This is a genomic window from Tsukamurella pseudospumae (assembly GCF_001575195.1).
In the GTDB taxonomy this organism is placed as follows: domain Bacteria; phylum Actinomycetota; class Actinomycetes; order Mycobacteriales; family Mycobacteriaceae; genus Tsukamurella; species Tsukamurella pseudospumae.
The window spans coordinates 508,603-534,244 of record NZ_LSRF01000058.1; the positions used below are offsets into that span (position 1 = coordinate 508,603).

General features: G+C 71.2%; 30 protein-coding genes. 24 read left to right on the top strand and 6 right to left on the bottom strand.

The window, feature by feature from the left end:
• Positions 1 to 29: 29 nt before the first annotated feature.
• The 13 genes from folP (at position 30) to AXK60_RS20840 (ending at position 12,438) form a co-directional block, all read left to right on the top strand.
• Complete coding sequence (gene folP, locus AXK60_RS20780; RefSeq protein WP_068575272.1) at positions 30 to 866, top strand: dihydropteroate synthase; 837 nt, start codon at positions 30 to 32, stop codon at positions 864 to 866.
• 2 nt (positions 867 to 868) lie between these two features.
• A complete protein-coding gene (folB, locus tag AXK60_RS20785) occupies positions 869 to 1,252 on the top strand; it encodes a dihydroneopterin aldolase (RefSeq protein ID WP_068574076.1) in 384 nt (127 codons plus the stop codon).
• Positions 1,249 to 1,770, top strand: a complete 522-nt coding sequence (folK, locus tag AXK60_RS20790) for a 2-amino-4-hydroxy-6-hydroxymethyldihydropteridine diphosphokinase (RefSeq protein WP_068574078.1) — start codon at positions 1,249 to 1,251, stop codon at positions 1,768 to 1,770. Before folB ends, folK begins: the two co-directional genes overlap by 4 nt.
• Positions 1,767 to 2,294 (top strand): DUF3180 domain-containing protein, encoded by a 528-nt coding sequence (locus AXK60_RS20795; protein WP_068744484.1) that lies wholly within the window; start codon positions 1,767 to 1,769, stop codon positions 2,292 to 2,294. Before folK ends, AXK60_RS20795 begins: the two co-directional genes overlap by 4 nt.
• A 36-nt stretch (positions 2,295 to 2,330) precedes the next feature.
• Positions 2,331 to 3,491, top strand: coding sequence for a DUF6779 domain-containing protein (locus AXK60_RS20800; RefSeq protein ID WP_139058066.1), 1,161 nt, complete (start codon positions 2,331 to 2,333; stop codon positions 3,489 to 3,491).
• A gap of 110 nt (positions 3,492 to 3,601) precedes the next feature.
• The gene (locus tag AXK60_RS20805) at positions 3,602 to 4,543 is read left to right on the top strand and encodes a Rossmann-like and DUF2520 domain-containing protein (RefSeq protein WP_068574084.1); all 942 of its coding nucleotides are present in this window, start codon (positions 3,602 to 3,604) and stop codon (positions 4,541 to 4,543) included.
• Positions 4,540 to 5,433: a pantoate--beta-alanine ligase gene (panC, locus tag AXK60_RS20810; protein ID WP_068574086.1), complete on the top strand. Its 894-nt coding sequence runs from the start codon at positions 4,540 to 4,542 to the stop codon at positions 5,431 to 5,433. The genes AXK60_RS20805 and panC overlap by 4 nt, the downstream gene beginning before the upstream one ends.
• Positions 5,433 to 5,840 carry an aspartate 1-decarboxylase gene (gene panD / locus AXK60_RS20815; RefSeq protein ID WP_068574087.1) on the top strand — a complete coding sequence of 136 codons (408 nt, stop codon included), beginning with the start codon at positions 5,433 to 5,435 and terminating at the stop codon, positions 5,838 to 5,840. The genes panC and panD overlap by 1 nt, the downstream gene beginning before the upstream one ends.
• A complete protein-coding gene (locus tag AXK60_RS20820; RefSeq protein WP_068574088.1) occupies positions 5,840 to 6,697 on the top strand; it encodes a type III pantothenate kinase in 858 nt (285 codons plus the stop codon). The genes panD and AXK60_RS20820 overlap by 1 nt, the downstream gene beginning before the upstream one ends.
• Positions 6,698 to 6,862: 165 nt before the next feature.
• Positions 6,863 to 7,237: a rhodanese-like domain-containing protein gene (locus AXK60_RS20825; protein WP_068744486.1), complete on the top strand. Its 375-nt coding sequence runs from the start codon at positions 6,863 to 6,865 to the stop codon at positions 7,235 to 7,237.
• 34 nt (positions 7,238 to 7,271) lie between these two features.
• Positions 7,272 to 9,035: a lysine--tRNA ligase gene (gene lysS / locus AXK60_RS20830; RefSeq protein WP_082778160.1), complete on the top strand. Its 1,764-nt coding sequence runs from the start codon at positions 7,272 to 7,274 to the stop codon at positions 9,033 to 9,035.
• A 187-nt stretch (positions 9,036 to 9,222) separates the two neighbouring features.
• The gene (locus tag AXK60_RS20835; protein WP_068574092.1) at positions 9,223 to 9,567 is read left to right on the top strand and encodes a histone-like nucleoid-structuring protein Lsr2; all 345 of its coding nucleotides are present in this window, start codon (positions 9,223 to 9,225) and stop codon (positions 9,565 to 9,567) included.
• A 288-nt stretch (positions 9,568 to 9,855) separates the two neighbouring features.
• Entirely contained in the window at positions 9,856 to 12,438 is a 2,583-nt protein-coding gene (locus AXK60_RS20840; protein WP_068574094.1) for an ATP-dependent Clp protease ATP-binding subunit, read from the top strand.
• 78 nt (positions 12,439 to 12,516) lie between these two features.
• Here the strand turns inward: AXK60_RS20840 and AXK60_RS20845 are convergent, their stop codons facing one another.
• Entirely contained in the window at positions 12,517 to 13,242 is a 726-nt protein-coding gene (locus tag AXK60_RS20845; protein WP_244881146.1) for a potassium channel family protein, read from the bottom strand.
• 80 nt (positions 13,243 to 13,322) lie between these two features.
• On the opposite strand from AXK60_RS20845, the gene AXK60_RS20850 reads away from it, so the two are divergent.
• Both AXK60_RS20850 and hsaB read left to right on the top strand, forming a co-directional pair.
• A complete protein-coding gene (locus AXK60_RS20850; protein WP_068575274.1) occupies positions 13,323 to 14,111 on the top strand; it encodes a phytanoyl-CoA dioxygenase family protein in 789 nt (262 codons plus the stop codon).
• Between the two features lie 124 nt (positions 14,112 to 14,235).
• Positions 14,236 to 14,787 (top strand): 3-hydroxy-9,10-secoandrosta-1,3,5(10)-triene-9,17-dione monooxygenase reductase subunit, encoded by a 552-nt coding sequence (hsaB, locus tag AXK60_RS20855; RefSeq protein ID WP_068574098.1) that lies wholly within the window; start codon positions 14,236 to 14,238, stop codon positions 14,785 to 14,787.
• 3 nt (positions 14,788 to 14,790) lie between these two features.
• On the opposite strand, the gene AXK60_RS20860 is transcribed toward hsaB, so the two are convergent.
• The gene (locus AXK60_RS20860) at positions 14,791 to 15,126 is read right to left on the bottom strand and encodes an antibiotic biosynthesis monooxygenase family protein (protein WP_068574100.1); all 336 of its coding nucleotides are present in this window, start codon (positions 15,124 to 15,126) and stop codon (positions 14,791 to 14,793) included.
• 53 nt (positions 15,127 to 15,179) lie between these two features.
• On the opposite strand from AXK60_RS20860, the gene AXK60_RS20865 reads away from it, so the two are divergent.
• From AXK60_RS20865 to AXK60_RS20895, 7 genes are all read left to right on the top strand, one after another.
• On the top strand, positions 15,180 to 15,962 hold the full coding sequence (locus tag AXK60_RS20865; protein ID WP_244881147.1) for an alpha/beta fold hydrolase: 783 nt from the start codon (positions 15,180 to 15,182) through the stop codon (positions 15,960 to 15,962).
• Positions 15,963 to 15,964: 2 nt separating this feature from the next.
• Positions 15,965 to 16,768, top strand: a complete 804-nt coding sequence (locus tag AXK60_RS20870; RefSeq protein ID WP_068574104.1) for an Fpg/Nei family DNA glycosylase — start codon at positions 15,965 to 15,967, stop codon at positions 16,766 to 16,768.
• A 30-nt stretch (positions 16,769 to 16,798) separates the two neighbouring features.
• Complete coding sequence (locus tag AXK60_RS20875; protein WP_068574106.1) at positions 16,799 to 17,242, top strand: MarR family winged helix-turn-helix transcriptional regulator; 444 nt, start codon at positions 16,799 to 16,801, stop codon at positions 17,240 to 17,242.
• Positions 17,239 to 18,039, top strand: coding sequence for an ABC transporter ATP-binding protein (locus tag AXK60_RS20880; protein WP_068574108.1), 801 nt, complete (start codon positions 17,239 to 17,241; stop codon positions 18,037 to 18,039). The genes AXK60_RS20875 and AXK60_RS20880 overlap by 4 nt, the downstream gene beginning before the upstream one ends.
• Positions 17,999 to 18,817 (top strand): ABC transporter permease, encoded by an 819-nt coding sequence (locus AXK60_RS20885; protein WP_068574110.1) that lies wholly within the window; start codon positions 17,999 to 18,001, stop codon positions 18,815 to 18,817. Before AXK60_RS20880 ends, AXK60_RS20885 begins: the two co-directional genes overlap by 41 nt.
• Before the next feature lie 283 nt (positions 18,818 to 19,100).
• On the top strand, positions 19,101 to 20,039 hold the full coding sequence (locus AXK60_RS20890; RefSeq protein WP_068574112.1) for an SDR family oxidoreductase: 939 nt from the start codon (positions 19,101 to 19,103) through the stop codon (positions 20,037 to 20,039).
• Entirely contained in the window at positions 20,020 to 20,586 is a 567-nt protein-coding gene (locus tag AXK60_RS20895) for a TetR/AcrR family transcriptional regulator (RefSeq protein ID WP_068574114.1), read from the top strand. The genes AXK60_RS20890 and AXK60_RS20895 overlap by 20 nt, the downstream gene beginning before the upstream one ends.
• Before the next feature lie 8 nt (positions 20,587 to 20,594).
• Here the strand turns inward: AXK60_RS20895 and AXK60_RS20900 are convergent, their stop codons facing one another.
• Genes AXK60_RS20900 through AXK60_RS20915 form a run of 4 tightly spaced genes read right to left on the bottom strand, consistent with a single transcriptional unit; the run spans position 20,595 to position 24,108 of the window.
• Positions 20,595 to 21,314 (bottom strand): DsbA family oxidoreductase, encoded by a 720-nt coding sequence (locus tag AXK60_RS20900; RefSeq protein WP_068574116.1) that lies wholly within the window; start codon positions 21,312 to 21,314, stop codon positions 20,595 to 20,597.
• A 51-nt stretch (positions 21,315 to 21,365) separates the two neighbouring features.
• Positions 21,366 to 22,202 carry an SDR family NAD(P)-dependent oxidoreductase gene (locus tag AXK60_RS20905; protein WP_068574118.1) on the bottom strand — a complete coding sequence of 279 codons (837 nt, stop codon included), beginning with the start codon at positions 22,200 to 22,202 and terminating at the stop codon, positions 21,366 to 21,368.
• Between the two features lie 10 nt (positions 22,203 to 22,212).
• Positions 22,213 to 23,154 carry an oxygenase MpaB family protein gene (locus AXK60_RS20910; RefSeq protein ID WP_068574120.1) on the bottom strand — a complete coding sequence of 314 codons (942 nt, stop codon included), beginning with the start codon at positions 23,152 to 23,154 and terminating at the stop codon, positions 22,213 to 22,215.
• Between the two features lie 42 nt (positions 23,155 to 23,196).
• The gene (locus tag AXK60_RS20915) at positions 23,197 to 24,108 is read right to left on the bottom strand and encodes an HhH-GPD family protein (protein WP_244881148.1); all 912 of its coding nucleotides are present in this window, start codon (positions 24,106 to 24,108) and stop codon (positions 23,197 to 23,199) included.
• A gap of 18 nt (positions 24,109 to 24,126) precedes the next feature.
• Here AXK60_RS20915 and AXK60_RS20920 point away from each other — a divergent pair, with 18 nt between their 5' ends.
• Both AXK60_RS20920 and AXK60_RS20925 read left to right on the top strand, forming a co-directional pair.
• Positions 24,127 to 24,780, top strand: a complete 654-nt coding sequence (locus AXK60_RS20920; RefSeq protein ID WP_068574124.1) for a carbonic anhydrase — start codon at positions 24,127 to 24,129, stop codon at positions 24,778 to 24,780.
• 70 nt (positions 24,781 to 24,850) lie between these two features.
• Positions 24,851 to 25,639, top strand: coding sequence for a BsuPI-related putative proteinase inhibitor (locus tag AXK60_RS20925; protein ID WP_068745526.1), 789 nt, complete (start codon positions 24,851 to 24,853; stop codon positions 25,637 to 25,639).
• The last annotated feature ends 3 nt before the right edge of the window (positions 25,640 to 25,642 follow it).

Below are 25,642 nucleotides of genomic sequence, written 5' to 3' on the forward strand. Positions count from 1 at the left end.
GCGGGAGCAGCGCCCCCGAGACGCTCATCATGGGCGTCGTCAACGTCACGGCCGACTCGTTCTCCGACGGCGGCCGCTACCTGGACCCGGAGGCGGCCGTCGCGCGGGCTCGGGAACTCGTCGGCGACGGTGCCGCGATCGTGGACGTGGGCGGGGAGTCGACCCGGCCCGGCGCGCACCGCGTGCCCGCCGAGCTGGAGCGCGACCGCGTCGTGCCCGTGATCGCCGCGCTCGCCGCCGAGGGCATCGCCGTCTCCGTGGACACGATGCGCGCGTCCGTCGCCGCCGCTGCGCTCGACGCGGGCGCCGCGATCGTCAACGACGTCTCGGGCGGCCGCGCCGACCCGGACATGACCCGCGTGGTCGCAGACTCGGACGCGCCCTGGATCCTCATGCACTGGCGGCCCTCGCCCGGCGCGCCGGGACCGGTGTGGGCCGGCATCCACCACGAGATCACCGAGTACGACGACGTCGTCGCCGAGGTGCGCGACGAGCTGCTGCACCAGGCCGACGCCGCGATCGCCGCGGGCATCGCGCGCGAGCGGATCGTGCTGGACCCGGGCCTCGGCTTCGCCAAGAACGCCGCCCACAACTGGGCCCTGCTGCACGGGCTCCCGGCCCTGCAGGACACGGGATTCCGGATCCTCGTCGGTGCCTCCCGCAAGCGCTTCCTCGGCGAGCTGCTCGGTGGGCGCGAGCCCGCCGGCCGTGAGGTGGCCACCGCCGCGGTCTCCGCGCTCGCGGCGCAGGCCGGGGCGTGGGGCGTCCGCGTGCACGACGTGCGCTCGACGGCGGACGCGATCGCCGTCGCGCAGGCCTGGCGGAGGGGCGGAGCCCCGACCATGACGCAGAAGGGTGGCCTCTAGAGATGGCCGATCGGATCGAGCTCACCGGACTGCGCGTGCGCGGCCACCACGGCGTCTTCGACCACGAGCGTCGCGACGGGCAGGAGTTCGTCGTCGACCTCGTGCTGTGGGTCGACTCGCGGCCCGCGTCCGCGTCGGACGATCTCAACGACACCGTCGACTACGGCGCCCTCGCGCAGCGCGCCCACGACATCGTCGCAGGGGAGCCGCGCAACCTCATCGAGACCGTCGCCGCCGAGATCGCCGACGACATCGCCGGCGACGAGAAGGTGTACGCCGTCGAGGTGACGGTGCACAAGCCCGCGGCACCCATTCCGCTCACGTTCGCGGACGTCGCCGTCATCGCGCGGCGGTCCCGATCCGGCGCCCGGAGCGTGCAGCAGTGAGCACGGCCGTGCTGTCGATCGGCGCCAACCTCGGCGACGCGGCCGGCACCGTCCGTGCCGCGATCGACGCCCTCGGCCCCGCGCTGGTCCGCGCATCTGCGCTGTTCCGCACGCCCCCGTGGGGCGGGGTGGCCCAGGACGACTTCGTCAATGCGACCGTGCTCGTCGACGATCCGGCGCGGGACGCCGCCGGCTGGCTCGCGTTCGCGCGCGAGCAGGAGGCCGCGGCCGACCGGGTGCGCGAGGTCCGCTGGGGGCCCCGCACGCTCGATGTCGACGTCGTCGCCGTCTGGGAGTCCGCCCAGAGCGGGGCGAGCGGGGCGCGTGATGCCGACGACGCCGTGTTCTCCGAGGACCCCGAGCTCACGCTGCCGCACCCGCGCGCGCACCTGCGGGCGTTCGTGCTGGTGCCGTGGCTGGACGCCGACCCGGCCGCGGTGCTGCCGGGGCACGGCACCGTCGACGCCCTCGTGCGGGGCCTGCCCGCCGACGAGACCGCGGAGGTGACGCGGCTGTGAGCGCACCGTCGAACCCGACCGGGCGGGGACCGGGGGAGCCGAGCGGGCCCAGCGTGCGATCCACCGGCCGGCTCGAGCTCGCGGTGATCGTGATCGGCGTGGCGATCGGCGTCTACCTGCTGGCGAAGGCCTTCGTGCCGGTGATCCCCCTGTGGGCCGGTGCGCTGCTGTACGGCGTCGCCGCGGCCGATCTGTACATCGCCCAACTCGTGCGCTCGCGCCTCGCAGACGGGCGGATCGGCATGGGGCCGGGTCGGATCCATCCCATCGCGGTCGCGCGGTCGGTGGCGCTCGCGAAGGCGTCGGCGTACCTCGGGGCCGTGGCTCTCGGCTTCTTCGGCGGAGTGCTGGTGTACCTGTACACCTCCGGCGCCGAGCTCGGCGCCACGCACGCGGACCGGCCCGGCGCGTGGATCGGTGCGGCCGGCGCGCTGCTGCTCCTCGCCGCGGCGCTGTGGCTGGAACGGTGCTGCCGCACGCCGGACGATCCCGATGACCAGCCCGCCGACACATCGCCAGCCTGAGAGGCCGGACCCAAAGTAAACGGTAAGGTCGCGATCATGACGCAACCACCGATCCCGAGTTCACGGAAGCGTGTCGCCCGCCGATCGGGAGGCGCCGGTCAGTGGATGCTCGGCGTCGTGATCGCGCTGGCGGTGGTCGGTACCGGGATGTGGGTGTTCTCCGAGAACCCCCGCTGGGGCCTGGTGGCGCTGATCCTGCTCATCTGGGGGCTCGTGATCGCGGCCTTCCTCATCGCGCGGTACTCACGCGACCTGCGCGCCGCGGAGTCGAAGGAGAGCGGTCTCAAGACCGTGTACGGCCTGCAGCTCGAGCGGGAGATCAGCGCCCGCCGCGAGTACGAGCTCCAGGTGGAGCGCGACATCCGCGCCGAGGTGAAGGACGAATCGAACGAGGAGCTGACCGCGCTCAAGGCCGAGGTGCTCGCGCTGCGTGCGAACCTCGAGGAGCTGCTGGGGCGCGATCTAGGCCCGTCCTACAGCGAGCTGTACGCCGCCGCCGAGCAACGCGCGCTGGCCGCCCAGCGCGCCAAGTCCGTGTTCGAGGACGACGACCGGTTCCGCGCCCAGCAGGATTTCGCGGGCGTCCCGGAGCCCTCTCCCGAGGTGGACGACTACTACGGCGCGGGTTCGGCCGGGGGAGCGATCGGGTTCGAGGAGGACGTCGCCGAGGCCGCCGTCGCCGACGTACCGGCCGCCGGCCGTCCGCAGGAGGAGTCGCCGACGACGGTGTTCCACGTGGTCGCCGAGGAGGAGGCGCCGTCTGCCGCGCCGGCCGAGCCCGAGGTGCCGCCGGTCGACGTCGAGCACGTCGAGCACGTCGACCCCACGACGAACGAGCCCTTCGTTCCGCTCGCCCCGCAGTCCGGCTACCGCTCGCCCCTACCGCCGCGCCCGTACACCCCCGACGTTCCGCCGCAGCAGGCACCGGGGCGGGCCGCGCCGCCCTACTCGCCGTTCCAGGCGTACCCGCCGCAGGCGCCGCAGCAGCAGTGGGCGGCCCCGCAGGCGCCGCCGGTGCCGCCGAGCGTGCCGGCCGAGCAGGCCCCTCAGCCGGCGCCGGAGCAACAGGCCTCCCAGAACCCGCACGAGCACGTCGCGGGCCAGCACTCCTCCGGCAACACCGTCGCGGACCTGATCGCCCGGATGAACGCCGACACGGAGCGTTCCAGCGGCGGCCGTCGCCGCAGGCAGGACTGATGATCTAGCTCACACCGCGTTGCCCGCGCGTCGGCGCGGGCATAGCCTTCTGATGACCGTCCGGTACCCGCGCCGCGGGACTGGAACGACCCCCTTGGAGGCGTACGCCCATGCCCGAGCTCTTCGCCGGGATACCCAATCCCCCCACCCCCGCGCGGCTGTCCGTCGGCGTGATCTCCGCCGGCCGTGTCGGCACCGCCCTCGGCTCCGCGCTCGAGCGGGCCGGGCACGTCGTCACCGCGGTCGCGGCACCGTCGGGCCCTTCCCGTGAGCGCGCCGCGCGCCGGCTGCCCGAAGCGACGGTCGGCGCACCGTCGGACATCGCGGAGAAGGCCGAGCTCCTCATCCTGGCCGTGCCGGACACCGAGCTCCCCGGTCTCGTCGACGAGCTGGCTCCGCGCGTCAATCCGTCGGCGATCGTGCTGCACACCTCGGGTGCCCTCGGCGTGGGCGTCCTCGCGCCGCTTGCCCGTCTGGGCTGCACGACCGTCGCCTTCCACCCCGCGATGACCTTCGTCGACGATCCCGAGGACACCGTCCGGCTGGCCGACTGCTGCATCGGCATCACCGCCGCGGACGAGATCGGGCACGCCGTCGGGCAGGCGCTCGCGCTCGAGCTCGGCGCCGAGCCGGTCCGCGTGCCCGAGGCGGCACGCCCGCTCTATCACGCTGCGCTCGCCCACGGTGCGAACCACCTGGTGGCCCTGGTCGACGATGCCGTGCTCGCCCTGCGCGCCGCGCTCGCCGGCGGGATCGGCGCCGACACGGTCGGGGGACCGGCGGAGGGACTCGCCGAGCGCGTCCTCGCGCCGCTGGCCCGGGCGGCCCTCGACAACGCCCTGGCCCGTGGTCCGGCGGCGTTGACGGGGCCCGCGGCTCGCGGCGACGCCCGCACCGTCGCCCGGCACCTGACCGCTCTGGCGACCGTCGACCCGACCGACGGCCCGCGCATCGCCGATGCGTACCGCGCCCAATCCCGGCGCGCGGCAGCACAATCCGGAAACTCAGCCACGATCGATCCCGTCCTCGCGACACCTCAGGAGCTCTCATGAGTGCACCCACCCGCCCGTACACCCCCGGCCAGCTGACCGTGCACCACGACCCGGCGCAGCTCACCAAGGTCACGAACGCGTTGAAGTCGACGGGGCGGCAGATCGCCTTCGTCCCGACCATGGGCGCGCTGCACGCGGGCCACTTGGAGCTGGTGCACGCCGCGAAGCTGAACGGCGCCGTCGTCGTGGTGTCGATCTTCGTCAACCCGTTGCAGTTCGGCGCGGGCGAGGACCTGGACGCGTACCCGCGCACCCTCGACGAGGATGTGGCGAAGCTGCGCGCGGCGGGCGTCGAGCTGGTGTTCGCGCCGTCGGCCGCCGACATGTACCCGAACGGCCCGCGCACCACGATCCACCCCGGCGCCGCCGGCGAGGGCCTCGAGGCGGCCAGCCGCCCCACGCATTTCGCGGGGATGCTGACCGTGGTGAACAAGCTGCTCAACATCGTGCGGCCGCACACCGCGTACTTCGGTGAGAAGGACTACCAGCAGCTGGTGCTGGTGCGGCAGATGGTCACCGACCTCAACATGGACGTCAAGATCGTCGGCGTCCCGACGGTCCGCGAGGCCGACGGCCTAGCGATGAGCTCGCGCAACGTCTACCTCTCCGAGGACGAGCGCGAGGCCGCGACGGCCCTCTCCGCGGCGCTGCTCGCCGGCGCCTACGCCGCGCAGGGCGGCGAGTCCGCCATCCTCGCCGCCGCGAACGAGGTCCTCGCCTCGCGCCCCGAGATCGCGGTGCAGTACCTGGAACTGCGCGCACCCGACCTGGGGGTCGCGCCGGACAAGGGCGACGGCCGGCTGCTGGTCGCCGCGAAGCTCGGCACCACCCGCCTGCTCGACAACGTGGGCGTCGCCATCGGCACCGGATTCCTCGAGGAGGCCGAATAGTGCTGCGCACCATGATGACCAGCAAGATCCACCGCGCCACCGTGACCGAGGCGAACCTGCACTACGTGGGGTCGGTCACCGTCGACCAGGACCTGCTGGACGCCGCGAACCTGCTCGAGGGCGAGCAGGTGGCCATCGTCGACGTGACCAACGGCGCCCGCCTCGAGACCTACACCATCGCCGGTGAGCGGGGCAGCGGCGTGATCGGGATCAACGGCGCGGCAGCGCATCTCGTGAACCCGGGCGACATCGTCATCCTCATCGCCTACGGCCAGCTGAACGAGGCCGAGCTGACGACCTACGCGCCGAGCGTCGTCTTCGTCGACGGCGACAACAGGCCCGTCGAGCTCACCGCCGACGCCGCGCACGTGCCGGACGGCTACGGCCTGGTGACGGGGCGCATCTAGTGCTGCTGGCGATCGACGCCGGCAACACCTCGGTCACCGTCGGCCTGTTCGCGTCCGCCGCGGGCGAGGAACTGCTCGGCACCTGGCGGTTGCGCAGCGACCCGCGGATGACCTCGGACGAGCTGGCGCTCATCCTGAACGGCTTCCTCACGGGCGGGGGCTTCGACCCCGCGGCCGTCACCGGCGTCAGCGTGCTCTCGACGGTGCCCGAGCTGCTGCGCTCGCTGCGCGCCGTGATGCCCCGCTACTACCCGGACGCGCAGCACGTGATCCTCGAGCCCGGCGTGAAGACCGGCGTGCCGCTGCTCGTCGACAATCCTCGCGAGGTGGGCACCGACCGTGTCGCCAACGCCGCCGGTGCCTTCGAGCTGATCGGCAGGCCCGACGGTACGCCGTGCGTCGTCGTGGACTTCGGCACGTCGACGCGGGTCGACGTGGTGAGCGCTCGCGGCGAGTTCCTGGGCGGAGCGATCGCCGCGGGCGTCGGGAGCGCGCTGGACGCGCTCGCCGAGCGCACCGTCGCGCTGCGCCGGGTCGAGCTGGTGCCGCCGCGGTCGGTGGTCGGGAAGAACACCGTCGAGGCGCTGCAGTCCGGGATCATCTACGGCTTCGCGGGCATGGTCGACGCGCTCGTGGGCCGGGCCCTCGAGGTCGTCCCCGGCGCCCGTGTGGTGGCGACGGGCGGCTTCGACGCGGGCGGGCCGGGTGGGCAGGTTTCCGCGGTCGCCGCCGAGTGCTCGACCGTGACCGATCACCGCGCCGACCTCACCCTGCAGGGCCTGCGGGCCGTCCACCTGCGCGAGAGCGCCAACCGGGCGCAGCGCGAGAAGCGCGCGCGGGATTCGCGTCACGGATGATTCGAACCCTTGCCGCTCGCCCGGGCGGGGTGCTAACTTCGCTGTCATGAGCCAGGTGCGCAGCTGCATGGAGTGTTGTCGGGTCCGTTAGGAACCCGGCCCCCTTCCGCTGCCCGGACGCCGCCGCACTCGCGAGCGCGCTCCGCCTCCCTCCTGGAGATCTCGATGCACCCCGTGCACTTCACCCCCGCCGCAGGCCAGATCGTCGTGGACGTCCGCGACCAGTCCGAGCGCAACCGCGACGGCATTCTTCCCGGCGCCGTCGCTCTCGACGCGGCCGCCGTCGCGGCGCGGCTCGTCCCGGGCCTGTCCACCAGCCTCGCGGCCGCCGGCTCCGACGCCGAATGGCTGCTGGTCAGCGGCAACGGCGCCACCGCCGCCGCGATCGCCACGCGCCTGCGGGACCGCGGCGTGAAGGCCTCCTCGGTCGACGGTGGCTTCCGCGCGTTGGCACTGGGCATCACGCCCGGAGCGGGCCGCGCCGGCGAGTCGGATGCGTACCGTCGGGCCCTGGCCCAGTTCGCGGCGCACGAGGCGTGAGGCGCGCGCGGCCCCGTCGGTAAGATGACGGTCCGTGACCGAACTGAACGCTCCCCTGGACGACTGGGTCTCGCGACTCGCCGATGAGGCCGTGGCCTTCGCCGAGCGGAACGAGACCCCGGTGAAGGTGGCGTCGGGCATCTCCCCGTCGGGACCGATCCACCTCGGCAATCTGCGCGAGGTGATGGTGCCGCACCTGGTGGCCGATGAATTGCGCCGCCGCGGCCGGACCGTCGAGCACATCATCTCCTGGGACGATTTCGACCGTTTCCGGAAGGTGCCGAACGTTCCCGGTGTGGATTCGTCCTGGGAGCAGCACATCGGTAAACCACTGACGCGCGTTCCGGCCCCGCACGGCTCCGACGCGGCGAACTGGGCTGAGCATTTCCGTCGTGAATTGCAGAGTGCGCTCGAAGATCTCGGGGTCGAGTACCGCGGAATCAGCCAATCGCAGATGTACACCTCTGGTGCGTATATCGACCAGGTTCTGCACGCCATGGCGCAGCGCGGTCGTATTGATTCCATCCTCGAGCGTTATCGCACGCTCGATCGCGGCGATTCCTCGCCGGCGACGGAGAATGCGGAGGAAACGGACGCGGATGCCATGTCGGGAGCGGCGGAGGACGCGGATGGATCGGGCGATTCCGGCTACTACCCGTACAAGCCCTACTGCTCCGTCTGCGGCACTGATTTCACCACGGTAACGGCGTACGACGACGAATCGACCGCACTCACCTATGAGTGCCGATGCGGCCATACCGAGACCGTGGCACTGCGGGAACACACCGATGGAAAGCTGGTGTGGAAGGTCGATTGGCCGATGCGCTGGGCGTACGAGAAGGTGACCTTCGAGCCCTCCGGTGTGGACCATCAATCGCCGGGATCGTCGTTCGCGGTCGGCAAGGACGTGGCTCCGATCTTCGGGTGGAAGCGTCCGCTCGGCCCGATGTACGCGTTCGTCGGTATTCGCGGAATGGCGAAGATGTCCTCGTCCAAGGGCGGCGTGCCCACGGCCGCGATCGCCCTGCGCTACCTGGAGCCGCCGCTGCTGCGGTGGCTGTACGGCCGGAAGAAGCCGAACCAGTCCTTCGACGTCGCGCTCGACGGTGAGCTGCCGCGCACGTACGACGAATGGGACGCCCTGGTCCGCAAGACGGCGGGGGAGAAGGCTCAGCCCGGCGACATCGCGGCGTACGCCCGCGCGGCGTCCGTGCTGGACCCGGCGTCGGGAGCGGTGCGCGAGCTGCCGCTCACCCCGCGGCCGATGGCGTACAAGACGCTGGCCTCCATCGTCGACATCACCACCGGTGACGACGAGCAGACCCTGCGCATCCTGGCTGCGCTCGAACCGGACACCACGCTGACGAGCCTCGATCCGTTGCGCCCGCGGCTGGACCGGGCGAGCGCCTGGGTGGCCGAGCAGATGCCGCAACAGGAGCGCACCGTCGTCCGGACCGAGCCCGACACCGCGCTGCTCGAGTCACTGACCGACGAGCAGCGCGCGGGCCTGCGCCTGCTGCTGGAGGGCTCGGGAACGCCGGCACCGGCGGGCCTGGGACGGCTCGAGGACGACTGGTCGCTCGCCGGGATCACGCACCAGGTGTACGGCGTCGCCAAGGTGCAGCGCGGTCTCGGTGCGGATCAGATCGTCAAGGGCGATAAGGAACTCGCCGCGGCGCAGCGCGCATTCTTCGTGTTGCTCTATCGGCTCCTCGTGACCAGTGACACAGGCCCTCGTCTGCCCACGTTGCTGCTGGCCATCGGCTCCGACCGAGTGCGTTCCCTGCTGCATCCGTAGTAGTCGCAATTCGACGAATTGGGCGTCATTCGCGTCATTCGTCCGTTGTCGACGTGTGTGCGATCCGAATCGTTACCTGATCGCGACCCTATTCGTGGCGTTTGAATCGTGAATCGCGTATTCGTGTGTATAGACTCGCATTGAACGACATCAACGGAACGCGAAAACATCGAGAAGGGGCCGTACTATGGCGCGCAAGGTCACCGTTACGCTGGTCGACGACGTGGACGATACGCAGACCGCTGACGAGACCGTGGAATTCGGCCTGGACGGTGTCACCTACGAGATCGATCTGTCGTCGAAGAACGCCGCGAAGCTGCGTGATTCCCTCGAGGAATGGGTCGCGAACGCCCGTCGTGCGGGCGGCCGCAAGCGCGGTGCGCGCGCCATCGCCGCGCCCCGGGGGCGCACGCCGATCGATCGCTCGCAGAGTGCCGCGATCCGCGATTGGGCGCGCAAGTCCGGCCTGAAGGTCAACGACCGCGGTCGCATCAGCCAGGACGTCATCGACGCCTACAACGAGGCGAACTGATCCACGACTCTTCTCACCCCGGTGCGCGGCGCGCACCGGGGTGAGTCGTATCCAGGACCGTTTCGCTCACGGCGGAACGGGAATCAAAACCCGGCGACAGTGCGTTTGACCTGGTGTATCAGGACCGGAGAGGCGGCCCGATGGGCCTGCGGGCACCGCGGGCGGGGCACTGCCGACACCACCGCTGACCGGTCCGAACTACAGTGAGAAGACGTTGATTGCAGACGGCTATCTGCGGGTCCGGCCCCGTCCGGTCCCCGAAGTAACCGGGATGTGAGGAAAATGGCCATGTTCGAGAGGTTCACCGACCGCGCTCGTCGCGTCGTCGTCCTGGCGCAAGAAGAAGCCAGGATGCTCAATCACAACTACATCGGCACCGAGCACATCCTCCTGGGCCTGATCCACGAGGGTGAGGGTGTGGCCGCCAAGGCCCTCGAGTCGCTGGGCATCTCCCTGGAGGGTGTGCGCAGCCAGGTCGAGGAGATCATCGGGCAGGGCCAGCAGGCCCCGTCGGGTCACATCCCCTTCACGCCGCGTGCCAAGAAGGTCCTCGAGCTGTCGCTGCGCGAGGCGCTGCAGCTCGGCCACAACTACATCGGCACCGAGCACATCCTGCTCGGCCTGATCCGCGAGGGCGAGGGCGTCGCAGCCCAGGTCCTGGTGAAGCTGGGCGCCGATCTCAACCGGGTGCGCCAGCAGGTCATCCAGCTGCTCTCCGGTTACCAGGGCAAGGAGGGCGGTGGCGGCGAGCCCGCCGGCGCCGGTGCCCGGACCTCGGGTGGCGAGGCGGGCACCCCGTCGACCTCCCTGGTCCTGGACCAGTTCGGCAGAAACCTGACCGCTGCCGCGGCGCAGGGCAAGCTGGACCCGGTCATCGGCCGGTCCAAGGAGATCGAGCGCATCATGCAGGTGCTCTCGCGGCGCACCAAGAACAACCCGGTGCTGATCGGCGAGCCCGGCGTCGGCAAGACCGCCGTGGTCGAGGGCCTGGCGCAGGCCATCGTCAACGGCAACGTGCCAGAGACGCTCAAGGACAAGCAGCTCTACACGCTGGACCTGGGCTCCCTGGTCGCCGGCAGCCGCTACCGCGGTGACTTCGAGGAGCGCCTGCGCAAGGTGCTCAAGGAGATCGACACCCGCGGCGACATCATCCTGTTCATCGACGAGCTGCACACGCTCGTCGGCGCGGGTGCCGCCGAGGGCGCGATCGACGCCGCGTCGATCCTCAAGCCGAAGCTGGCCCGTGGCGAGCTGCAGACCATCGGCGCGACCACCCTCGACGAGTACCGCAAGTACATCGAGAAGGACGCCGCCCTGGAGCGTCGCTTCCAGCCCGTCCAGGTGGGCGAGCCGAGCGTCGAGCACGCCATCGAGATCCTCAAGGGCCTGCGCGACCGGTACGAGGCGCACCACCGCATCTCCATCACGGACAGTGCGCTGGTCGCCGCCGCCACCCTGGCGGACCGGTACATCAACGACCGCTTCCTGCCGGACAAGGCGATCGACCTCATCGACGAGGCGGGCGCGCGCATGCGCATCCGCCGGATGACCGCGCCGCCGGACCTGCGCGCCTTCGACGACAAGATCGCCGACGCCCGCCGGGAGAAGGAATCGGCGATCGACGAGCAGGACTTCGAGAAGGCCGCGTCGCTGCGCGACAAGGAGAAGCAGCTCATCGGCGAGCGCGCCGAGCGTGAGAAGCAGTGGCGCGCGGGTGATCTCGATGTCGTCGCCGAGGTCGACGAGGAGCAGATCGCCGAGGTCCTCGGTAACTGGACCGGCATTCCCGTCTTCAAGCTCACCGAGGAGGAGACCACCCGTCTGCTCCGCATGGAGGACGAGCTGCACAAGCGGATCATCGGCCAGGAGGACGCCGTCAAGGCGGTCTCGAAGGCGATCCGCCGCACGCGCGCCGGCCTGAAGGACCCCAAGCGCCCGTCGGGCTCTTTCATCTTCGCCGGCCCGTCCGGTGTGGGTAAGACGGAGCTGTCGAAGGCGCTGGCGAACTTCCTGTTCGGCGAGGACGACGCGCTCATCCAGATCGACATGGGCGAGTTCCACGACCGTTTCACCGCCTCGCGCCTGTTCGGTGCCCCTCCCGGGTACGTGGGCTACGAGGAGGGCGGCCAGCTCACCGAGAAGGTGCGCCGCAAGCCCTTCTCCGTGGTCCTCTTCGACGAGATCGAGAAGGCGCACAGCGAGATCTACAACACGCTGCTGCAGGTGCTCGAGGACGGCCGCCTGACCGACGGTCAGGGTCGCACGGTCGACTTCAAGAACACCGTGCTGATCTTCACGTCGAACCTCGGTACCTCGGACATCTCGAAGGCCGTCGGCCTGGGCTTCACCCAGGGCGACTCCGACGGGTCGAACTACGAGCGCATGAAGCTCAAGGTCAACGACGAGCTCAAGAAGCACTTCCGGCCCGAGTTCCTCAACCGCATCGACGACATCGTCGTGTTCCACCAGCTGACCCAGGACCAGATCATCCAGATGGTCGACCTGATGCTCGGCCGCGTGGGCGTCGCGCTGAAGAACAAGGACATGGAGCTCGAGGTCAGCGATCGCGCCAAGAGCCTGCTGGCCAAGCGCGGTTTCGACCCGGTCCTCGGTGCCCGGCCCCTGCGCCGCACCATCCAGCGGGAGATCGAGGACGCACTGTCCGAGAAGATCCTGTTCGGTGAGATCGCCGCGGGCCAGATCGTCGAGGTCGACGTCGAGGGCTGGGACGGCGAGGGCAAGGGCGAAGACGCGAAGTTCACCTTCGCCGGCAAGCCCAAGCCCGCGATCGACCTGGAGAAGTCCGACGACGGCGTGCCGGCCCTGGTGGCCGACGCCTCGTCCGCGACGACCCCGGGCGAGAGCGCCTGACGCTCCACCGATCCGCTCGAAGAGCCGTCACCCTGCGGGTGGCGGCTCTTCGCGTTTCCGGGTGTCGGTCCCGGGGCGTCAGTCCGCCGGGCCCTCCCGTCCGAGTCTGGCGATCTCCTCGCGCAGGGCGCGGACCTCGGTGGTGAGCTCGTCGACCTCCCGGTCGGTACGGCGGGCGCTCGCGTCGACGGACTTGAGCTGATCGACGACCCAGCTGGTCGCGGTGCCGATCGCGAAGCTGATCAGGCCGATGCCGAAGACCATGAGGAGCAGGGCGACGGCGCGCCCCTCGCCGGTGACCGGATAGATGTCGCCGTAGCCCACGGTGGTGACGGTGACCGCCGCCCACCACAGCGCGTCGCCGTAGCCGCTGATCTTCGTGCCGGGGGCGCCCCGCTCCGCGTCGAGGAAGGCGAGGCTGCACAGGAACATCACCAGCACGGACGTGGTGCCCACGAAGACCGCCAGGCGGGCACGGGTGAGCCGGGACCGGTGCAGCCCGCCGATGAGCAGCGGCGCGGCGCGCAGTGCCCGGAGCGGACGGAACGGTGGCAGCAGGATCGCGATGAGGTCGATCGGGTGGGTCCGCACGAACCGCCAGCGGTCGGTCGACAGTCCCAGCCGGACCGCGTAGTCGAGGACGAAACACGCCCAGATCAGGATGTCGCCACCGTCCACCAGCCGGTGCACGAGCGGCGTGGGCGCCACGTCGAGCACCTGCACCGCGTAGACGGCGAGGAAGGCCAGCGCCAGTGCGATCATCAGTGGATTCGTCCGGCGTTCCCAGAGCTGCCTGCGCGTCACCGGCGCAATCTACGCCGCGCGTCGCGACTCGCGCCGGAAAATCGCTGGTGCCGGCGCCGGACGGGTGGCAGGGTCGGGGCGTGCTGACCGACGAGCAGGTGGAGGACTTCGTCCGCGACGGGTACGTCGCGATCCGCGGGGCGTTCAGCAGCGCGACGGCCGCGGCGTGCCGGGACGTGCTGTGGGCGGAGCTCGCGACCATGGGAATCGACCGGGACGCCCCGTCGACCTGGGACCGCCCGGTGGTCCGCCTCGGCGAGCACGGCGAGGAGCCCTTTCGCGAGGCCGCGACGTCGCCGCTCGTCTCGGAGGCGGCGGACCGTCTGGCCGGGCGCGGACGGTGGGCCCCGCGCGTCTCCCTGGACACCTTCCCCGTGCGCTTCCCCAGCGAGGACGGACCCGGCGACGACGGCTGGCACATCGACGCGAGCTTCCCCGGCGACATCCCGGACGCGTTCATGCACTGGCGCGTGAACCTTCGGAGCAAGGGGCGCGCCCTGCTCATGCTGTTCCTCTTCTCGGACATCGGCGACGGGGACGCGCCGACCCGCCTGCGGGTCGGGTCGCATCGCCGGATGGCCGCGCTGCTACGGCCCTACGGGGACGACGGTGCCGCGATGGGTGCGTTGATCCCGGAGTTCGAGTCCACGGCGGGCCTGCCCGAGACCGCCGCCACCGGGTCGGCCGGGGATGTGTACCTCTGTCACTCGTTCCTCGTGCACGCGGCGCAACCACTGTTGCCGGGGCCCGGACGGGGCGCGCGGTTCCTCGCGCAGCCCGCGCTGCCGGGTCCGCCGGTGGACCTGGACCGCCCGGACGACGAGCTGACGCCGGTCGCCCGGGCCATCGCCCTCGGCTGCCGGGGGTAACGATCACGACGATCGGATCCTCGCGGGGCCCGGTCCGCACGCGTACCTCGGCATGTCCGACGGTGCGCCGTGCGCCCGGCTGGTGGGGCGCGGACCGTCGAACCCGCCGGAGTAGGTTGGCAGCATGACCGAGGCGGGATTCGACCAGCGCACGTTCCGACATGTGATGGGGCAGTTCTGTACCGGCGTCACGATCGTCGCGACATCGGACGTGGAGGAGCGTCCCGTCGGCTTCGCCTGCCAGTCCTTCGCGGCGCTGTCGCTGGACCCGCCGCTCGTACTGTTCTGCCCGATGAAGACCTCGCGCACGTGGAAGCACATCGAGGCCTCCGGGCGGTTCGCCGTGTCGGTGCTGGGGCAGGAGCAGGAGTCGGTGAGCGCGGCGTTCGGACGGTCGGTGGACGACAAGTTCGAAGGCCTGCGGTGGACGCCCTCGCCGCTCGGCAACCCGACGATCGACGGATCCCTGACGTGGATGGACTGCACGCTCGAGAACGTTCTGGACGGCGGCGACCATCACATCGCGATCGGGCGGGTCCATCACCTCGGCGATGTGGACGACGCGAAGCCGCTGCTGTTCTACCGCGGCGCCTACCTGTCCACGAACCATCCGCAGCAGCACCCGGCCCCGAGCCTGGACTCGTTCCTCACGTGGGACGCGGGCGCCTGGCTCTGAGAGTTACTGCGCGGCCTTCCCGGTGACGTCGAGGACGACCTCGAACTCCAGCAGGTCGGCGCCCGTGGCGACGGGCTGACGGCCCTCGCCGCCGCCGGGGCTGCGCTCGCCGGCGTGGGCCTCCCGGGCGGGACCGTCGCGCCAGGCCGCGAACGCCTCCTCGGACTCCCACTGCGTGACCACGAAGTAGCGGTCGTCGCCCTTGACCGGGCGGAGCAGCTGGAAGCCCAGGAAACCGGGGGAGTTCTCGACCGCGTGCGCGCGGTGCGCGAAGCGCTTCTCGAGCTCCGGGCCCGCGCCCTCGGGGATGTGGATGGCGTTGATCTTCACTACCGACATGACCCGACGATACCGGTGCCGCTCAGGGTAGGTTGGGCCGCGTGGACGGGTGTGTGGGACTGCGGGATTGGGGCGGCCGCGAGGAGGCCGGGCCGATCGTTCTGCTGCACGGGCTGATGGGTCGCGGTCGGACGTGGCGCCGGCAGATCCCGTGGCTGCGCCGCTACGGACGGGTCTTCACCTTCGACGCCGAATTCCACCGCGGCCCAGGCTTTCCCGTGCCGGTCCCGGAGGAGGACATCGCCACCGAGCGGTTCGTCGCCGATGTCGCCGAGATCCTCGTCCACCTGGACCAGGGGCCCGCGACGCTCATCGGCCACTCCATGGGCGGCCTCCACGCCTGGTGCACCGCCGCCGAGTACCCCGAACTCGTCCGGGCGATCGTGGTGGAGGACATGTCGCCGGAGTTCACCGGCCAGTCCACCGATACCTGGTCGCCGTGGTTCGCGAGCTGGCCGGCGCGATTCGGCTCGCAGGCCGCGTGCGAGGAACTGTTCGGGCCGGTCGCCGGGCGCTACTTCTACGAGGCCTTCGACGACGGTGCCCTGCACGGCGACCTCGACACCTTCCGCCGCATCGCCGACCACTGGGGCCCGCGCGATCACTGGGCGCAGTGGCGCGCCGTGCAGGCCCCCACGCTGCTCCTCGAGGCCGAGTTCACCGTCGTCCCGCCGGGCATCGGCACGCGCATGGTGGGCGAGTACACCGGCCCCGACCTGCGGTATTTCAAGGTCGACGGTGCCGGCCACCTCGTCCACGACGACGCGCCGATCGTGTACCGGGGCGCCGTCGAGGCGTTCCTCTCCGGCCTGGACGACCGCCCGGAGCACGGCTAGCCGTGCCCGAGGGCGACACCGTTCACAACCTGGCCGCGCACCTGCGGCCGGTGCTGGTGGGCCGCGTCCTCACCGCGTGCGACATCCGGGTGCCACGGTTCGCCGCCGTCGACCTGACGGGCCGCACCGTCGACACCGTGACCGCGCGCGGGAAGCATCTTCTGTTCGCCGTCGGCGGTGCTGTGATCCACAGCCACCTGAAGATGGAGGGCGACTGGCAGGTGCACCGGACCGGCGAGCGGTGGCGCCGCCCCGCGCACACTGCGCGGGCGGTCCTCGCCGTCGACGGCGCGCAGGTCGTCGGGTTCTCGCTCGGCATCCTCGAGATCCTCACGCCCGCCGAGGCCGACGGTGCCCTGGCCCACCTCGGGCCCGATCCGCTCGGCCCGGACTGGGACCCGGCCGTCGCCGCGACGAACCTCGCGGCGGAACCGGGGCGCCCCGTCGGACTGGCGCTGCTGGACCAACGGAACCTGGCCGGTGTGGGCAACGTCTATCGCAACGAGCTGTGTTTTCTACGCGGCGTGCATCCGGCGATTCCGGTGGGGGAGTGCGGCGACATGACGGCGTGGGTCGAGGAGGCCGCACGACTGCTGCGGGCGAACCTCGGGCGGTCGCGGCGGGTGACCACGGGTGTCGATCGGAACGGGATGCGGCACTTCGTCTACGACCGCGCGCGGCGGCCCTGCCTCCGCTGCGGGTCGGCGATCCGCGTTGGGAGCCTCGGTGGCGCAGGAGATCCCGAGCGGTCGATCCAGTGGTGTCCGCGGTGTCAGCCGCAGCCGGCAGGAAACACACAGGAATAATATCTCTGAAACAGAGATATAGTCGTCGGTATGAACGATGACGACGACGCCGAACGGCTCCTCGCGGCGGTCCGCGCCGTGCGCCGCGGCACCAGAGCGGTCGGCGGTGGACCGCTGCGGCAGGGCCTCACCGGCGCCCAGGCGGAACTCGTACGGTTGCTGCGCCGCGAGCCCGGGATCAGCGTGGGGGAGGCGGCGCGTCGCCTCGCGCTTGCCGGCAACACCGTGTCGACGCTGGTCCGGCAGCTCGTCGACCAGGGGCACGTGGTCCGCGAGCCCGACCCGGACGATGCGCGCACCGCACGCCTGCGGCTCACGGACGACACCGATGCGGCGCTGCGCGACTGGCGCGATCGTCGGCACGCGGCGGTCGTGGGCGCGCTCGCCGCGATGGACCCGGCCCTGCGAGCGCAGGTCGATGGCACCGTCGACCTCCTGGAGGCCGTGGCCGCGGCGCTGGAGGGGGACGCGTGAACGCCGTCGAACTGTGGTCGGTCACCAAGCGCTTCGGCGACCACGTCGCCGTCGACGCGCTCAGCCTGCAGGTCCCGCGCGGCGCGTGCTTCGGCCTGCTCGGGCCCAACGGCGCCGGCAAGACCACCACGCTGCGCATGCTCACCACCCTCATCCCGCCCGACGAGGGCACCGTCGAGATCTTCGGGCTCGACGTGCGCACACACGCGATGACGGTGCGCCGCGCGCTCGGGTACGTGCCGCAGCAGCTGTCCGTCGAGGGCGCGCTGACCGCGCGCGAGAACGTCGACTGGTTCGCGCGGCTCTACGACGTACCGCGTCGCGAGCGTCGCGGCCGCGTGGAGGAGGCGCTGGCCCTGGTCGATCTGGAGGACGCGGCGGACAGGCTGGCGTCGACCTTCTCCGGCGGCATGGTCCGGCGGCTCGAGCTCGCGCAGGCGCTGGTCAACCGGCCCGCGCTGCTCATCCTCGACGAGCCGACCGTCGGGCTGGACCCCGTCGCGCGCGACTCGGTGTGGGAGCGAGTGGTGCGGATGCAGGAGCAGTACGGGATGACGGTGCTGCTCACCACGCACTACATGGAGGAGGCGGACGCGCTGTGCGACACCGTCGCCCTGATGCACCACGGGGAGCTCGCCGCGACCGGCACGCCGGCGGAGCTCCGGGCTGCGCAGGGGGAGGGCGCGTCGCTCGAGGACGTGTTCCGCGCCGTCACCGGCGCGCAGTTGGAGGACGAATCGAAGGGAGGGCTGCGCAATGTCGCCAACATCCGTCGCACCGCTCGACGTCTGGGCTGAGCCGCGCCGCTCGCGCCCGATGACCCTGCTCTCGCGGGTGGGGACGTTGTGCCTGGTCGAGCTGGAGAAGCTGCGGCACGACCGGTCCGAGTTGCTCACGCGGTCGATCCAGCCGGTGCTGTGGCTGCTGATCTTCGGCACCACGTTCAGCCGGATCCGCGCGATCCCGTCGGGCGGCGTGCCCTACCTCGACTTCCTCGCACCCGGGATCATCGCGCAGTCGGCCCTGTTCGTCGCGATCTTCTACGGCATCCAGATCATCTGGGAGCGCGACGCCGGCGTGCTGGCGAAGCTGCTGGTCACGCCGACGCCGCGCGCCGCGTTGGTCACGGGTAAGGCCTTCGCCGCGGGGGTGCGGGCCTCGGTGCAGGCCGTCGTGGTGACGGTGGTCGCGGTGCTGATGGGTGTCTCGATCATCCCGAATCCGCTGCGCTGGCTGGGCGTGATCGTGGTGGTCGTGCTGGCCGCGGCCTTCTTCGCGTGCCTGTCGGTGATCATCGCGGGGCTCGTGCTCAAGCGGGACCGGCTGATGGGCATCGGCCAGGCGATCACGATGCCGTTGTTCTTCGGTTCGAACGCGCTGTACCCCGTGGACGTCATGCCCGGATGGGTGCGCGCCATCGCCGTGGTCAATCCGCTGAGCTACGAGGTCTCCGCGCTCCGGGGCCTGCTGCTGGGGACGCCGACGAATCTCTGGCTCGACCTCGGCGTGCTCGCCGGGGCCGCGGGGGTCGCGATCGCGGTGGCGTCCGCGTTGCTCGGGAGGTTGGCGCGGTAGCGGTCATGTTCTCGGGCGGCGGCGGAGGCGTCGACGGGACGCGTGCCGTTTCTGCGTGTCATGCGTGCCGCGCATGGCCGTGACTCTGCAGGTCGGGGGAGGTTTTCAGGACACAGGCCATGCGTCGCGTGCATGGCCTGTCCCGGAATCACCGTCGACGGCGCGATGCGTCGGGGGACGGTGCGGGCCGTGTCGCACACGTCTAACTAACTGGTTGGTTGACAGCCGCTCGACGCGACTCTAGAGTTTCAACTAACCAGTTAGTTGAATCGAGGGAGCGGGCATGTACCAGGTGGCGGATCAGACCGGACGGATCTTCGTGGTCACGGGATCGAACAGTGGGACGGGCAAGGAGGCAGCGAAGCGACTCGCGGCGGCGGGTGCGGACGTGATCATGGCCGTCCGCACGCCGGAGAAGGGTGAGGCGGCGCGGGCGGAGATCCTCGCGCAGCTGCCCGGCGCGAAGTTGGAGGTGCGGCGGCTCGACCTCGCCGACCTGTCCTCGGTACACGCGTTCGCCGAGGCTCTCAGCGCCGACGGCCGGCGGATCGATGTGCTGGTCAACAACGCGGGCGTGATGACCCCGCCCCAGCGCAACGAGACCGCTGACGGCTTCGAGCTGCAGTGGGGCTCGAACTTCCTCGGGCCGTTCGCGCTCACCAATCTGCTACTGCCGCTGCTGCTCGACGGTGACCGCCCCCGCGTGACCACGATGAGCTCGGGCGTCGCGAACTTCGGCCGGATCGACTTCGACGATCCGCAGTCCGTGCGCCGCTACTCGCCGGCCCGCGCGTACGGCCAGTCCAAGCTGGCCGACCTGTTGCTGGCGAATCACCTCGCGGCCGAGAGCGCGCGGCGTGGGTGGGACCTGCTCAGCGACGCGGCCCACCCGGGCTACACGCAGACCAACCTGCAGACCGCCGGCGCGAGCCTGGGCTCGGACGGGGTTCGTGAATCGATCATCACCCGGTTCGCGGGGCGTGTGCTGCCCTCGCAGGAATCGGAACAGGGCGCCGAGCCGCTGCTGTTCGCGGCGAGCGATCCCGGCGCCCGCAACGGCGAGTACTACGGCCCACAGGGCCGGTTCGGCCTCGTCGGGGCGCCGGGCGTGACGAAGAAGAACGCGCGCATGCGGGACGCCGCCGTCGCCGCCAGGCTCTGGAAGTACGCTGCGGAGGTGACCGGAACCGATCTCCCGCTCGATGCCCGCCCCGGCGCCTAGGGCCCGCGACGCGGATGCGACGAGGGCCCGCCTGCTCGACGCGGCCACCGTCGAGTTCGCGGAGCACGGCCTCGCGGGCGCCCGCGTCGACCGCATCGCGGCGGGCGCCGAGGCGAACAAGCAGCTGATCTACGCCTACTTCGGTAACAAGCGCAGTCTCTTCGACGCCGTCATCGAGTTCCGGGTCGCGGATCTGCTGGAGACGGTGCCGTTCACCGCGGAGGACCTGCCGGGGTACGCGGTGCGCCTGCGCGCGTTCAATCGTGCTCACCCCGAGCTGCTGCGGCTCGTGCTGTGGCACACCCTCGAATGCCCGGGCGAGCTGCTGGAACTGGAGTTCACGTCCGGCTCGAACGCCACGAAGATCGCCGCGCTGCAGGCCGCGCAGAACGCGGGGAAGGTGACCGCCGCGACGCCCGCGACGGTGCTGCTCATCGAGGTCCTGTCGCTGATCCACGGCGACCTGCTCACCGGCGGGAGCGCCGTCGCTGAGGCGGTCGACGACGATGCCCTCGCCGCCGCGGTGGCGAAACTCACCGCGCCGTAGGCTTCGGATCAGCCGCGCTGCGGGAGCTCGCAGCCGTCGGGGCCGCAGGCCGCGTCATCGTCGCCCCCGATCACTGTGAGCGGCTCGGGGCGGTCGCCCCACACCTTGTCGAGGGCGTCGGTGAACACGGCCGGCGGCTGCGCGCCGGACACGGCGTACTTGCCGTCGAAGACGAAGAACGGAACGCCGCCGATGCCGATCCGCGATGCGGCCTCTTCGTCGGCGCGCACCGCGTCGGCGTAGGCGGTCTCGTCCTCGAGCACGGCGCGGGCCGCGGCACCGTCGAACCCGGCGGACTCGGCGATCTCGACCAGCCGGTCGCGGCTGCCGAACGCGGGCTCGGACTCGGCGAAATTGGCCCTGTACAGCGCGTCCAGCAACGCCTCCTGGCGGCCGAGGTCGAGGGCCCAGTGGAGCAGGCGGTGCATGTCGAAGCTGTTGCCGGCGTCGCGGCCCTCGACCTGGTAGGCCAGACCCAGCTCCTGCGCCTGAGCGCCGAGGCCGCGCTCGTTGGCCGCGGCCTGCGCCTCGGAGATGCCGTACTTCTTCGCCAGCATCGGGACGACGGGCGCCGAGGAGCCAGGCTTCGAGGTGGGGTCCAGCTCGAAGGAGCGGTGCACGATCTCCACGTCGGAGGCGTGCGGGAAGCCCTCCAGGGCCTGCTCGAAGCGGGCCTTACCGATGTAGCAGAAGGGGCAGTTGATGTCGGTCCAGATGTCTACGCGCATGGCAGTTGCAACATGCACCGGCTCTGTGCTATTCCGTCGCCCGTCGAGGGCTCAGACGGAGTAGGTCACGCCCGTGAGCTTCTCCGAGACGTCCCACAGCTCGGCCCACTTGGCCTTGTCCTTGGACACGGCGGTGGTGGAGCACTTGCCCACCTTGCCGCGCGACTGGAACAGCTCCGTCGGACCCCACCACGGGTGTGGGTCGAGGTCGCGGTCGGTCGCGGCGAGGATCAGCGACTGCGCGGCCCGCTCCGGCGGGTTGTTGAGCAGCGCCACGGCCGGTTTCATCACCAGGTCCAGCAGTGTATCGGTGCGCGCGAACAGGCCGGTGGGCGACACACCCGGGTGCACGTAGTACGCCCGCTTGTCCGAACCGGCGACCTCGAACCGGCGCTGCAGCTCGCGCGCGAACATCATGTTCGCGAGCTTGCTCTGCCCGTACGCCTCGGTGCGCAGGTACTTGCGGTTCTCGTAGTTCGGGTCGTCCATGCGCCAGCGGTAGTTCTGCCGGTGCGCCACCGACGAGACCGCGACCACGCGGTCCCGCATCCGGTCCAGGAGCAGGCCGGTCAGGGCGAAGTGGCCGAGGTGGTTCACGCCGAACTGCATCTCGAAGCCCTGTTTCGTGCGGCGCAGCGGGATGTTCATCAGGCCGGCGTTGTTGACGAGCACGTCGAACTCGCCGGTGCGGTCCGCGAACGCGCGTACGGAGTCCAGGTCGGCCAGGTCCAGGGCCTCGACGGTGACGTCGCCGTCGATCCGGTCGGCGATCTTGCGGGCGCCCTCGACGTCGCGGCAGGCCATCACGACGCGGCCGTCCGCCGCGAGGCGGCGGGTCACGACCTCGCCGAGCCCGCCGTTGGCCCCGGTGACGATGTAGGTGGTCATGCGGGCCAGCCTACGAGGCCGGGGCGGCGTGCGCCGCCCGGCCGTACCGTCGCCGCGCCTCGCCGGGATCGACGGTGCCCTCGGGCGCGGTCTCCGGGGCGGCGAGCTGCGCGAAGTGACGGCGCAGGATGTCGCCGGTCATCGGCGCGACGAGCCGACCGAGCCGTACCGTGCCGGCCGCGTGCTGCGCCGACGCCGCGCGCACCGCGAGCCGGACGGCCACGGGATACGCCGCGTCCAGCAGTCCGGGCTGGTCGAAGCCGCCCATCGTGCGCATCCACGCCGGCAGGGTGGCGACGGTGGCGGGCGCGATGAGCGAGCTCCCGACCCGGAGCTTCGCGCCCCGATCACGGGTGCGCAGCAGGTAGTGCATGCCGGTGCGGGCACGCTCGGTGAGGGCGAGCGTCGGCCGGACGCGCGCGAAGTACTCGCGCACCTCGTCCCGCGAGGTGGGGACGTCCGCCGGATCGCAGGTCTGCAGCTCGGCGGCGACGACGCAGTCGCGCCAGTACTGCGCCTCCTCGGCGGCCGAGAGCGGGCCGGGCCCGAACATCTCGTAGCACTTGAGCACGGAATGCCACCCGGTCACGTGGATCCACAGCTGCGACGCCGGGTTGTTGGCGCTGTACCGCTTACCGGTGATCGGCTCGATGCCGGTGGCCTTGCGGTGCACGTCCATGAGGTGCTCGGACGCCTCGATCGCGGTCTTCGAGTCCGCGGTCGCCACCAGCAGGAAGTAGGCGAGCGTCCGGTCGAGGCGGCCGAAGGGATCGGCGTAGATGCCCGCCGAGTCCGCGACCGCGGCGGTCAGGTTCGGGTCGAAGTGCTCGAGCACCACCGAGCGCTGGAAACCGATGAGGGCGGTGGGTGCCGCCCAGATCTTCCACGTGGGCGAGTCCGGGCCGAAGAACCCCTGGTCGGTGACGCGCAGCGGGCCGTCTGAGAGTTTCATGTCCGCAATCTATCACCAATTCCTACACATGTGAATAAAAACTCACGCCTCACCCGCCAGCGCGAACCGACCGTCCGTGGTCTGCTCGATCAGGCCGTCGACCAGCAGCGAGTCCAGCGCCCGGTCGCGCTGCGCGGGGTCGCGCTCCCACGCCAGGTCGAGCCGCGCGCGGGGGACGGCACCGTCGGCGCCCCGAAGGACGTCGAGCAGCCGTCCGCGGGCCTGCCGGTCCGTGCCCTCGTACTTCTGGACCTTCCGCGGAGCCACGGTGCCCGACGGTGCGCCCGCCCCCAGCCAGGCGCAATCCGCGCTGATCGGGCAGTCGGCGCAGCGCGGCGACCGCGCGGTGCAGACGAGCGCGCCGAGTTCCATCAGTGCGGCGGACAGTCGCGGCCGCCGCCCGGGCGGGACGGTCGCGAGGACGGCCTCCGCGGCCGGAAGATCGCGCTTGGCCGACGGCGCCGCGGCGTCGGACTCCCCGTCGACCGCCCGGGCGAGGACCCGTCGGACGTTGATGTCGACGACCGGGACGTCCTGGCCGAAGGCGAAGCAGGCCACGGCTCGCGCGGTGTAGTCGCCCACGCCGGGCAACGACAGCAGCTCGTCGACGGTGCGCGGCACGGCGCCGTCGAACCGCTCGACGAGGGCCTGCGCGCAGGCGTGCAACCGCATGGCCCGGCGCGGGTAGCCGAGCTTGCCCCACGCGCGGACCGCGTCGGCACCGGTGGCGGCGGCCAGGTCGGCGGGCGTGGGCCAGCGTCGCATCCACGCGTGCCACACCGGCTCGACCCGCACCACGGGCGTTTGCTGCAGCATCATCTCGCTGACGAGGATCGCCCACGGGCTCGTCCCGGCCCGGCGCCACGGCAGATCGCGTTCGGCGGTGTCGAACCACGCGAGTACCCGTGTGAAATACGGGACAGAATCTCGCCCGCTGTCTCGAAGGGGAGTCACGAGGTGCATTATGGACCCATGCCCACTTCGACTCCCCCCGGCGCGTGGCGCGCACTTCGTGACGGTAATCGACGGTTCGTGGAGGGTGTGTCCGAGCACCCGAACCAGGGGGCGAGTCGCGTGGCGGAGCTGGCGCACGGCCAGCAGCCGACGGCGGTGCTGTTCGGCTGCGGCGACTCGCGCGTCGCGGCCGAGGTGATCTTCGATCAGGGCCTCGGCGACATGTTCGTGGTGCGCACGGCGGGCCACATCCTCGACGCCGCGGTGATCGGGTCCATCGAGTACGCCATCGAGATCCTCAAGGTGCCGCTCATCGCGATTCTCGGCCACGACAGCTGCGGCGCCGTCGCGGCGACCGTGAATTCGATCGACACCGGCACCATGCCGCCCGGTTACATCCGCGACATCGTCGAGCGGCTGACGCCGTCGGTGCTGGCGGGCCGTCGCGAGGGTCTGTCGGACGTCAACGACATCACCGCGCAGCACGTCATGGAGACGGGGTGGCTGCTCATGGAGCGCTCGCGGATCATCGCGAAGGGCGTCGAGGAGGGCCGCGTGGCCATCGTCGGCCTCACCTATGAGCTCGCCGAGGGCAAGGTGCACCTGCGCGGCTCCGTCGGCGACATCGGCGAGGCTGCGACGTCGCCCTTCCAGGCGGTCCGTCCGGCCTGATCCGCGTCCGATTCGTGACACGCCGCCGCAGGTCAGCGGCATGAGGCCGGGGAAACGCTACCGTTGAACCGTGCTTGAACCCAACGGACCCCTGCCGCCCGAGATCTACTGGCGTCGTCGCGTGCTGGCCGCCGTCCTGGCGCTGTTCGCCGTGGTCGTGGTGGTGCTGCTGATCGTGTTCGTCGGCGGCGGCAAGGATTCGTCGCAGAACGCAGCGTCCGCCTCGTCGTCCGCGCCGGTCACCACCGGCGGTCTGCCCCCGTCCCAGGCGCCCGACGGTGCCGACCCGTCCGCCGCGAACAACGGCGGAGGCGGCGGCGGTGCGGCCGGTGGCGCGTCGGGCGGCGCGAGCGCGTCCGGATCGGCGTCGTCCGCCGCGAACCCGTCGGGTGGGGGCGTACCGACGCCGGGTGCGGTCGTGGCCGGAGCGCCGTGCCCCGACGCCAACATCTCCGTCGTCGTGGGCGCGGACAAGGCGACGTACACGCTCGGCGAGCAGCCGACCTTCGAGGCGACGGTGACCAACGCGGGCTCGGTGCCGTGCTCGCGCGACATCGGCACCGGCCAGCAGCAGCTGATCGTGCTCACCCTCGACGGCAGCAAGCAGCTGTGGTCGAACTTCGACTGCACCTTCCAGCCGGAGATCAAGAACGAGGTCCTGCAGCCCGGCCAGCAGCTGCGTTACAAGCTGCAGTGGGCGGGCACCACGTCGGCGCCGGGTTGCCAGGCGCAGCGCGTCCCGGTGGCCCCGGGTGCCTACCAGGTGGTCGCTCAGCTCGGCGCCAAGCGCAGCGCCCCGGTGACCTTCAACGTCGTCCGTGCCGCCCCGGCGCCTGCGACGGGTACCGGCGGGAACTGACGG

Bases quoted from the DNA above. Each gene is read 5' to 3' on its own strand.
- folP (WP_068575272.1), top strand. From the start codon at position 30: ATGGGCGTCGTCAACGTCACGGCCGACTCGTTCTCCGACGGCGGCCGC.
- folB (WP_068574076.1), top strand. From the start codon at position 869: ATGGCCGATCGGATCGAGCTCACCGGACTGCGCGTGCGCGGCCACCAC.
- AXK60_RS20800 (WP_139058066.1), top strand. From the start codon at position 2,331: ATGACGCAACCACCGATCCCGAGTTCACGGAAGCGTGTCGCCCGCCGA.
- AXK60_RS20805 (WP_068574084.1), top strand. From the start codon at position 3,602: ATGCCCGAGCTCTTCGCCGGGATACCCAATCCCCCCACCCCCGCGCGG.
- panC (WP_068574086.1), top strand. From the start codon at position 4,540: ATGAGTGCACCCACCCGCCCGTACACCCCCGGCCAGCTGACCGTGCAC.
- AXK60_RS20825 (WP_068744486.1), top strand. From the start codon at position 6,863: ATGCACCCCGTGCACTTCACCCCCGCCGCAGGCCAGATCGTCGTGGAC.
- AXK60_RS20835 (WP_068574092.1), top strand. From the start codon at position 9,223: ATGGCGCGCAAGGTCACCGTTACGCTGGTCGACGACGTGGACGATACG.
- AXK60_RS20840 (WP_068574094.1), top strand. From the start codon at position 9,856: ATGTTCGAGAGGTTCACCGACCGCGCTCGTCGCGTCGTCGTCCTGGCG.
- hsaB (WP_068574098.1), top strand. From the start codon at position 14,236: ATGACCGAGGCGGGATTCGACCAGCGCACGTTCCGACATGTGATGGGG.
- AXK60_RS20860 (WP_068574100.1), bottom strand. From the start codon at position 15,126: ATGTCGGTAGTGAAGATCAACGCCATCCACATCCCCGAGGGCGCGGGC.
- AXK60_RS20875 (WP_068574106.1), top strand. From the start codon at position 16,799: ATGAACGATGACGACGACGCCGAACGGCTCCTCGCGGCGGTCCGCGCC.
- AXK60_RS20885 (WP_068574110.1), top strand. From the start codon at position 17,999: ATGTCGCCAACATCCGTCGCACCGCTCGACGTCTGGGCTGAGCCGCGC.
- AXK60_RS20890 (WP_068574112.1), top strand. From the start codon at position 19,101: ATGTACCAGGTGGCGGATCAGACCGGACGGATCTTCGTGGTCACGGGA.
- AXK60_RS20895 (WP_068574114.1), top strand. From the start codon at position 20,020: ATGCCCGCCCCGGCGCCTAGGGCCCGCGACGCGGATGCGACGAGGGCC.
- AXK60_RS20900 (WP_068574116.1), bottom strand. From the start codon at position 21,314: ATGCGCGTAGACATCTGGACCGACATCAACTGCCCCTTCTGCTACATC.
- AXK60_RS20905 (WP_068574118.1), bottom strand. From the start codon at position 22,202: ATGACCACCTACATCGTCACCGGGGCCAACGGCGGGCTCGGCGAGGTC.
- AXK60_RS20910 (WP_068574120.1), bottom strand. From the start codon at position 23,154: ATGAAACTCTCAGACGGCCCGCTGCGCGTCACCGACCAGGGGTTCTTC.
- AXK60_RS20920 (WP_068574124.1), top strand. From the start codon at position 24,127: ATGCCCACTTCGACTCCCCCCGGCGCGTGGCGCGCACTTCGTGACGGT.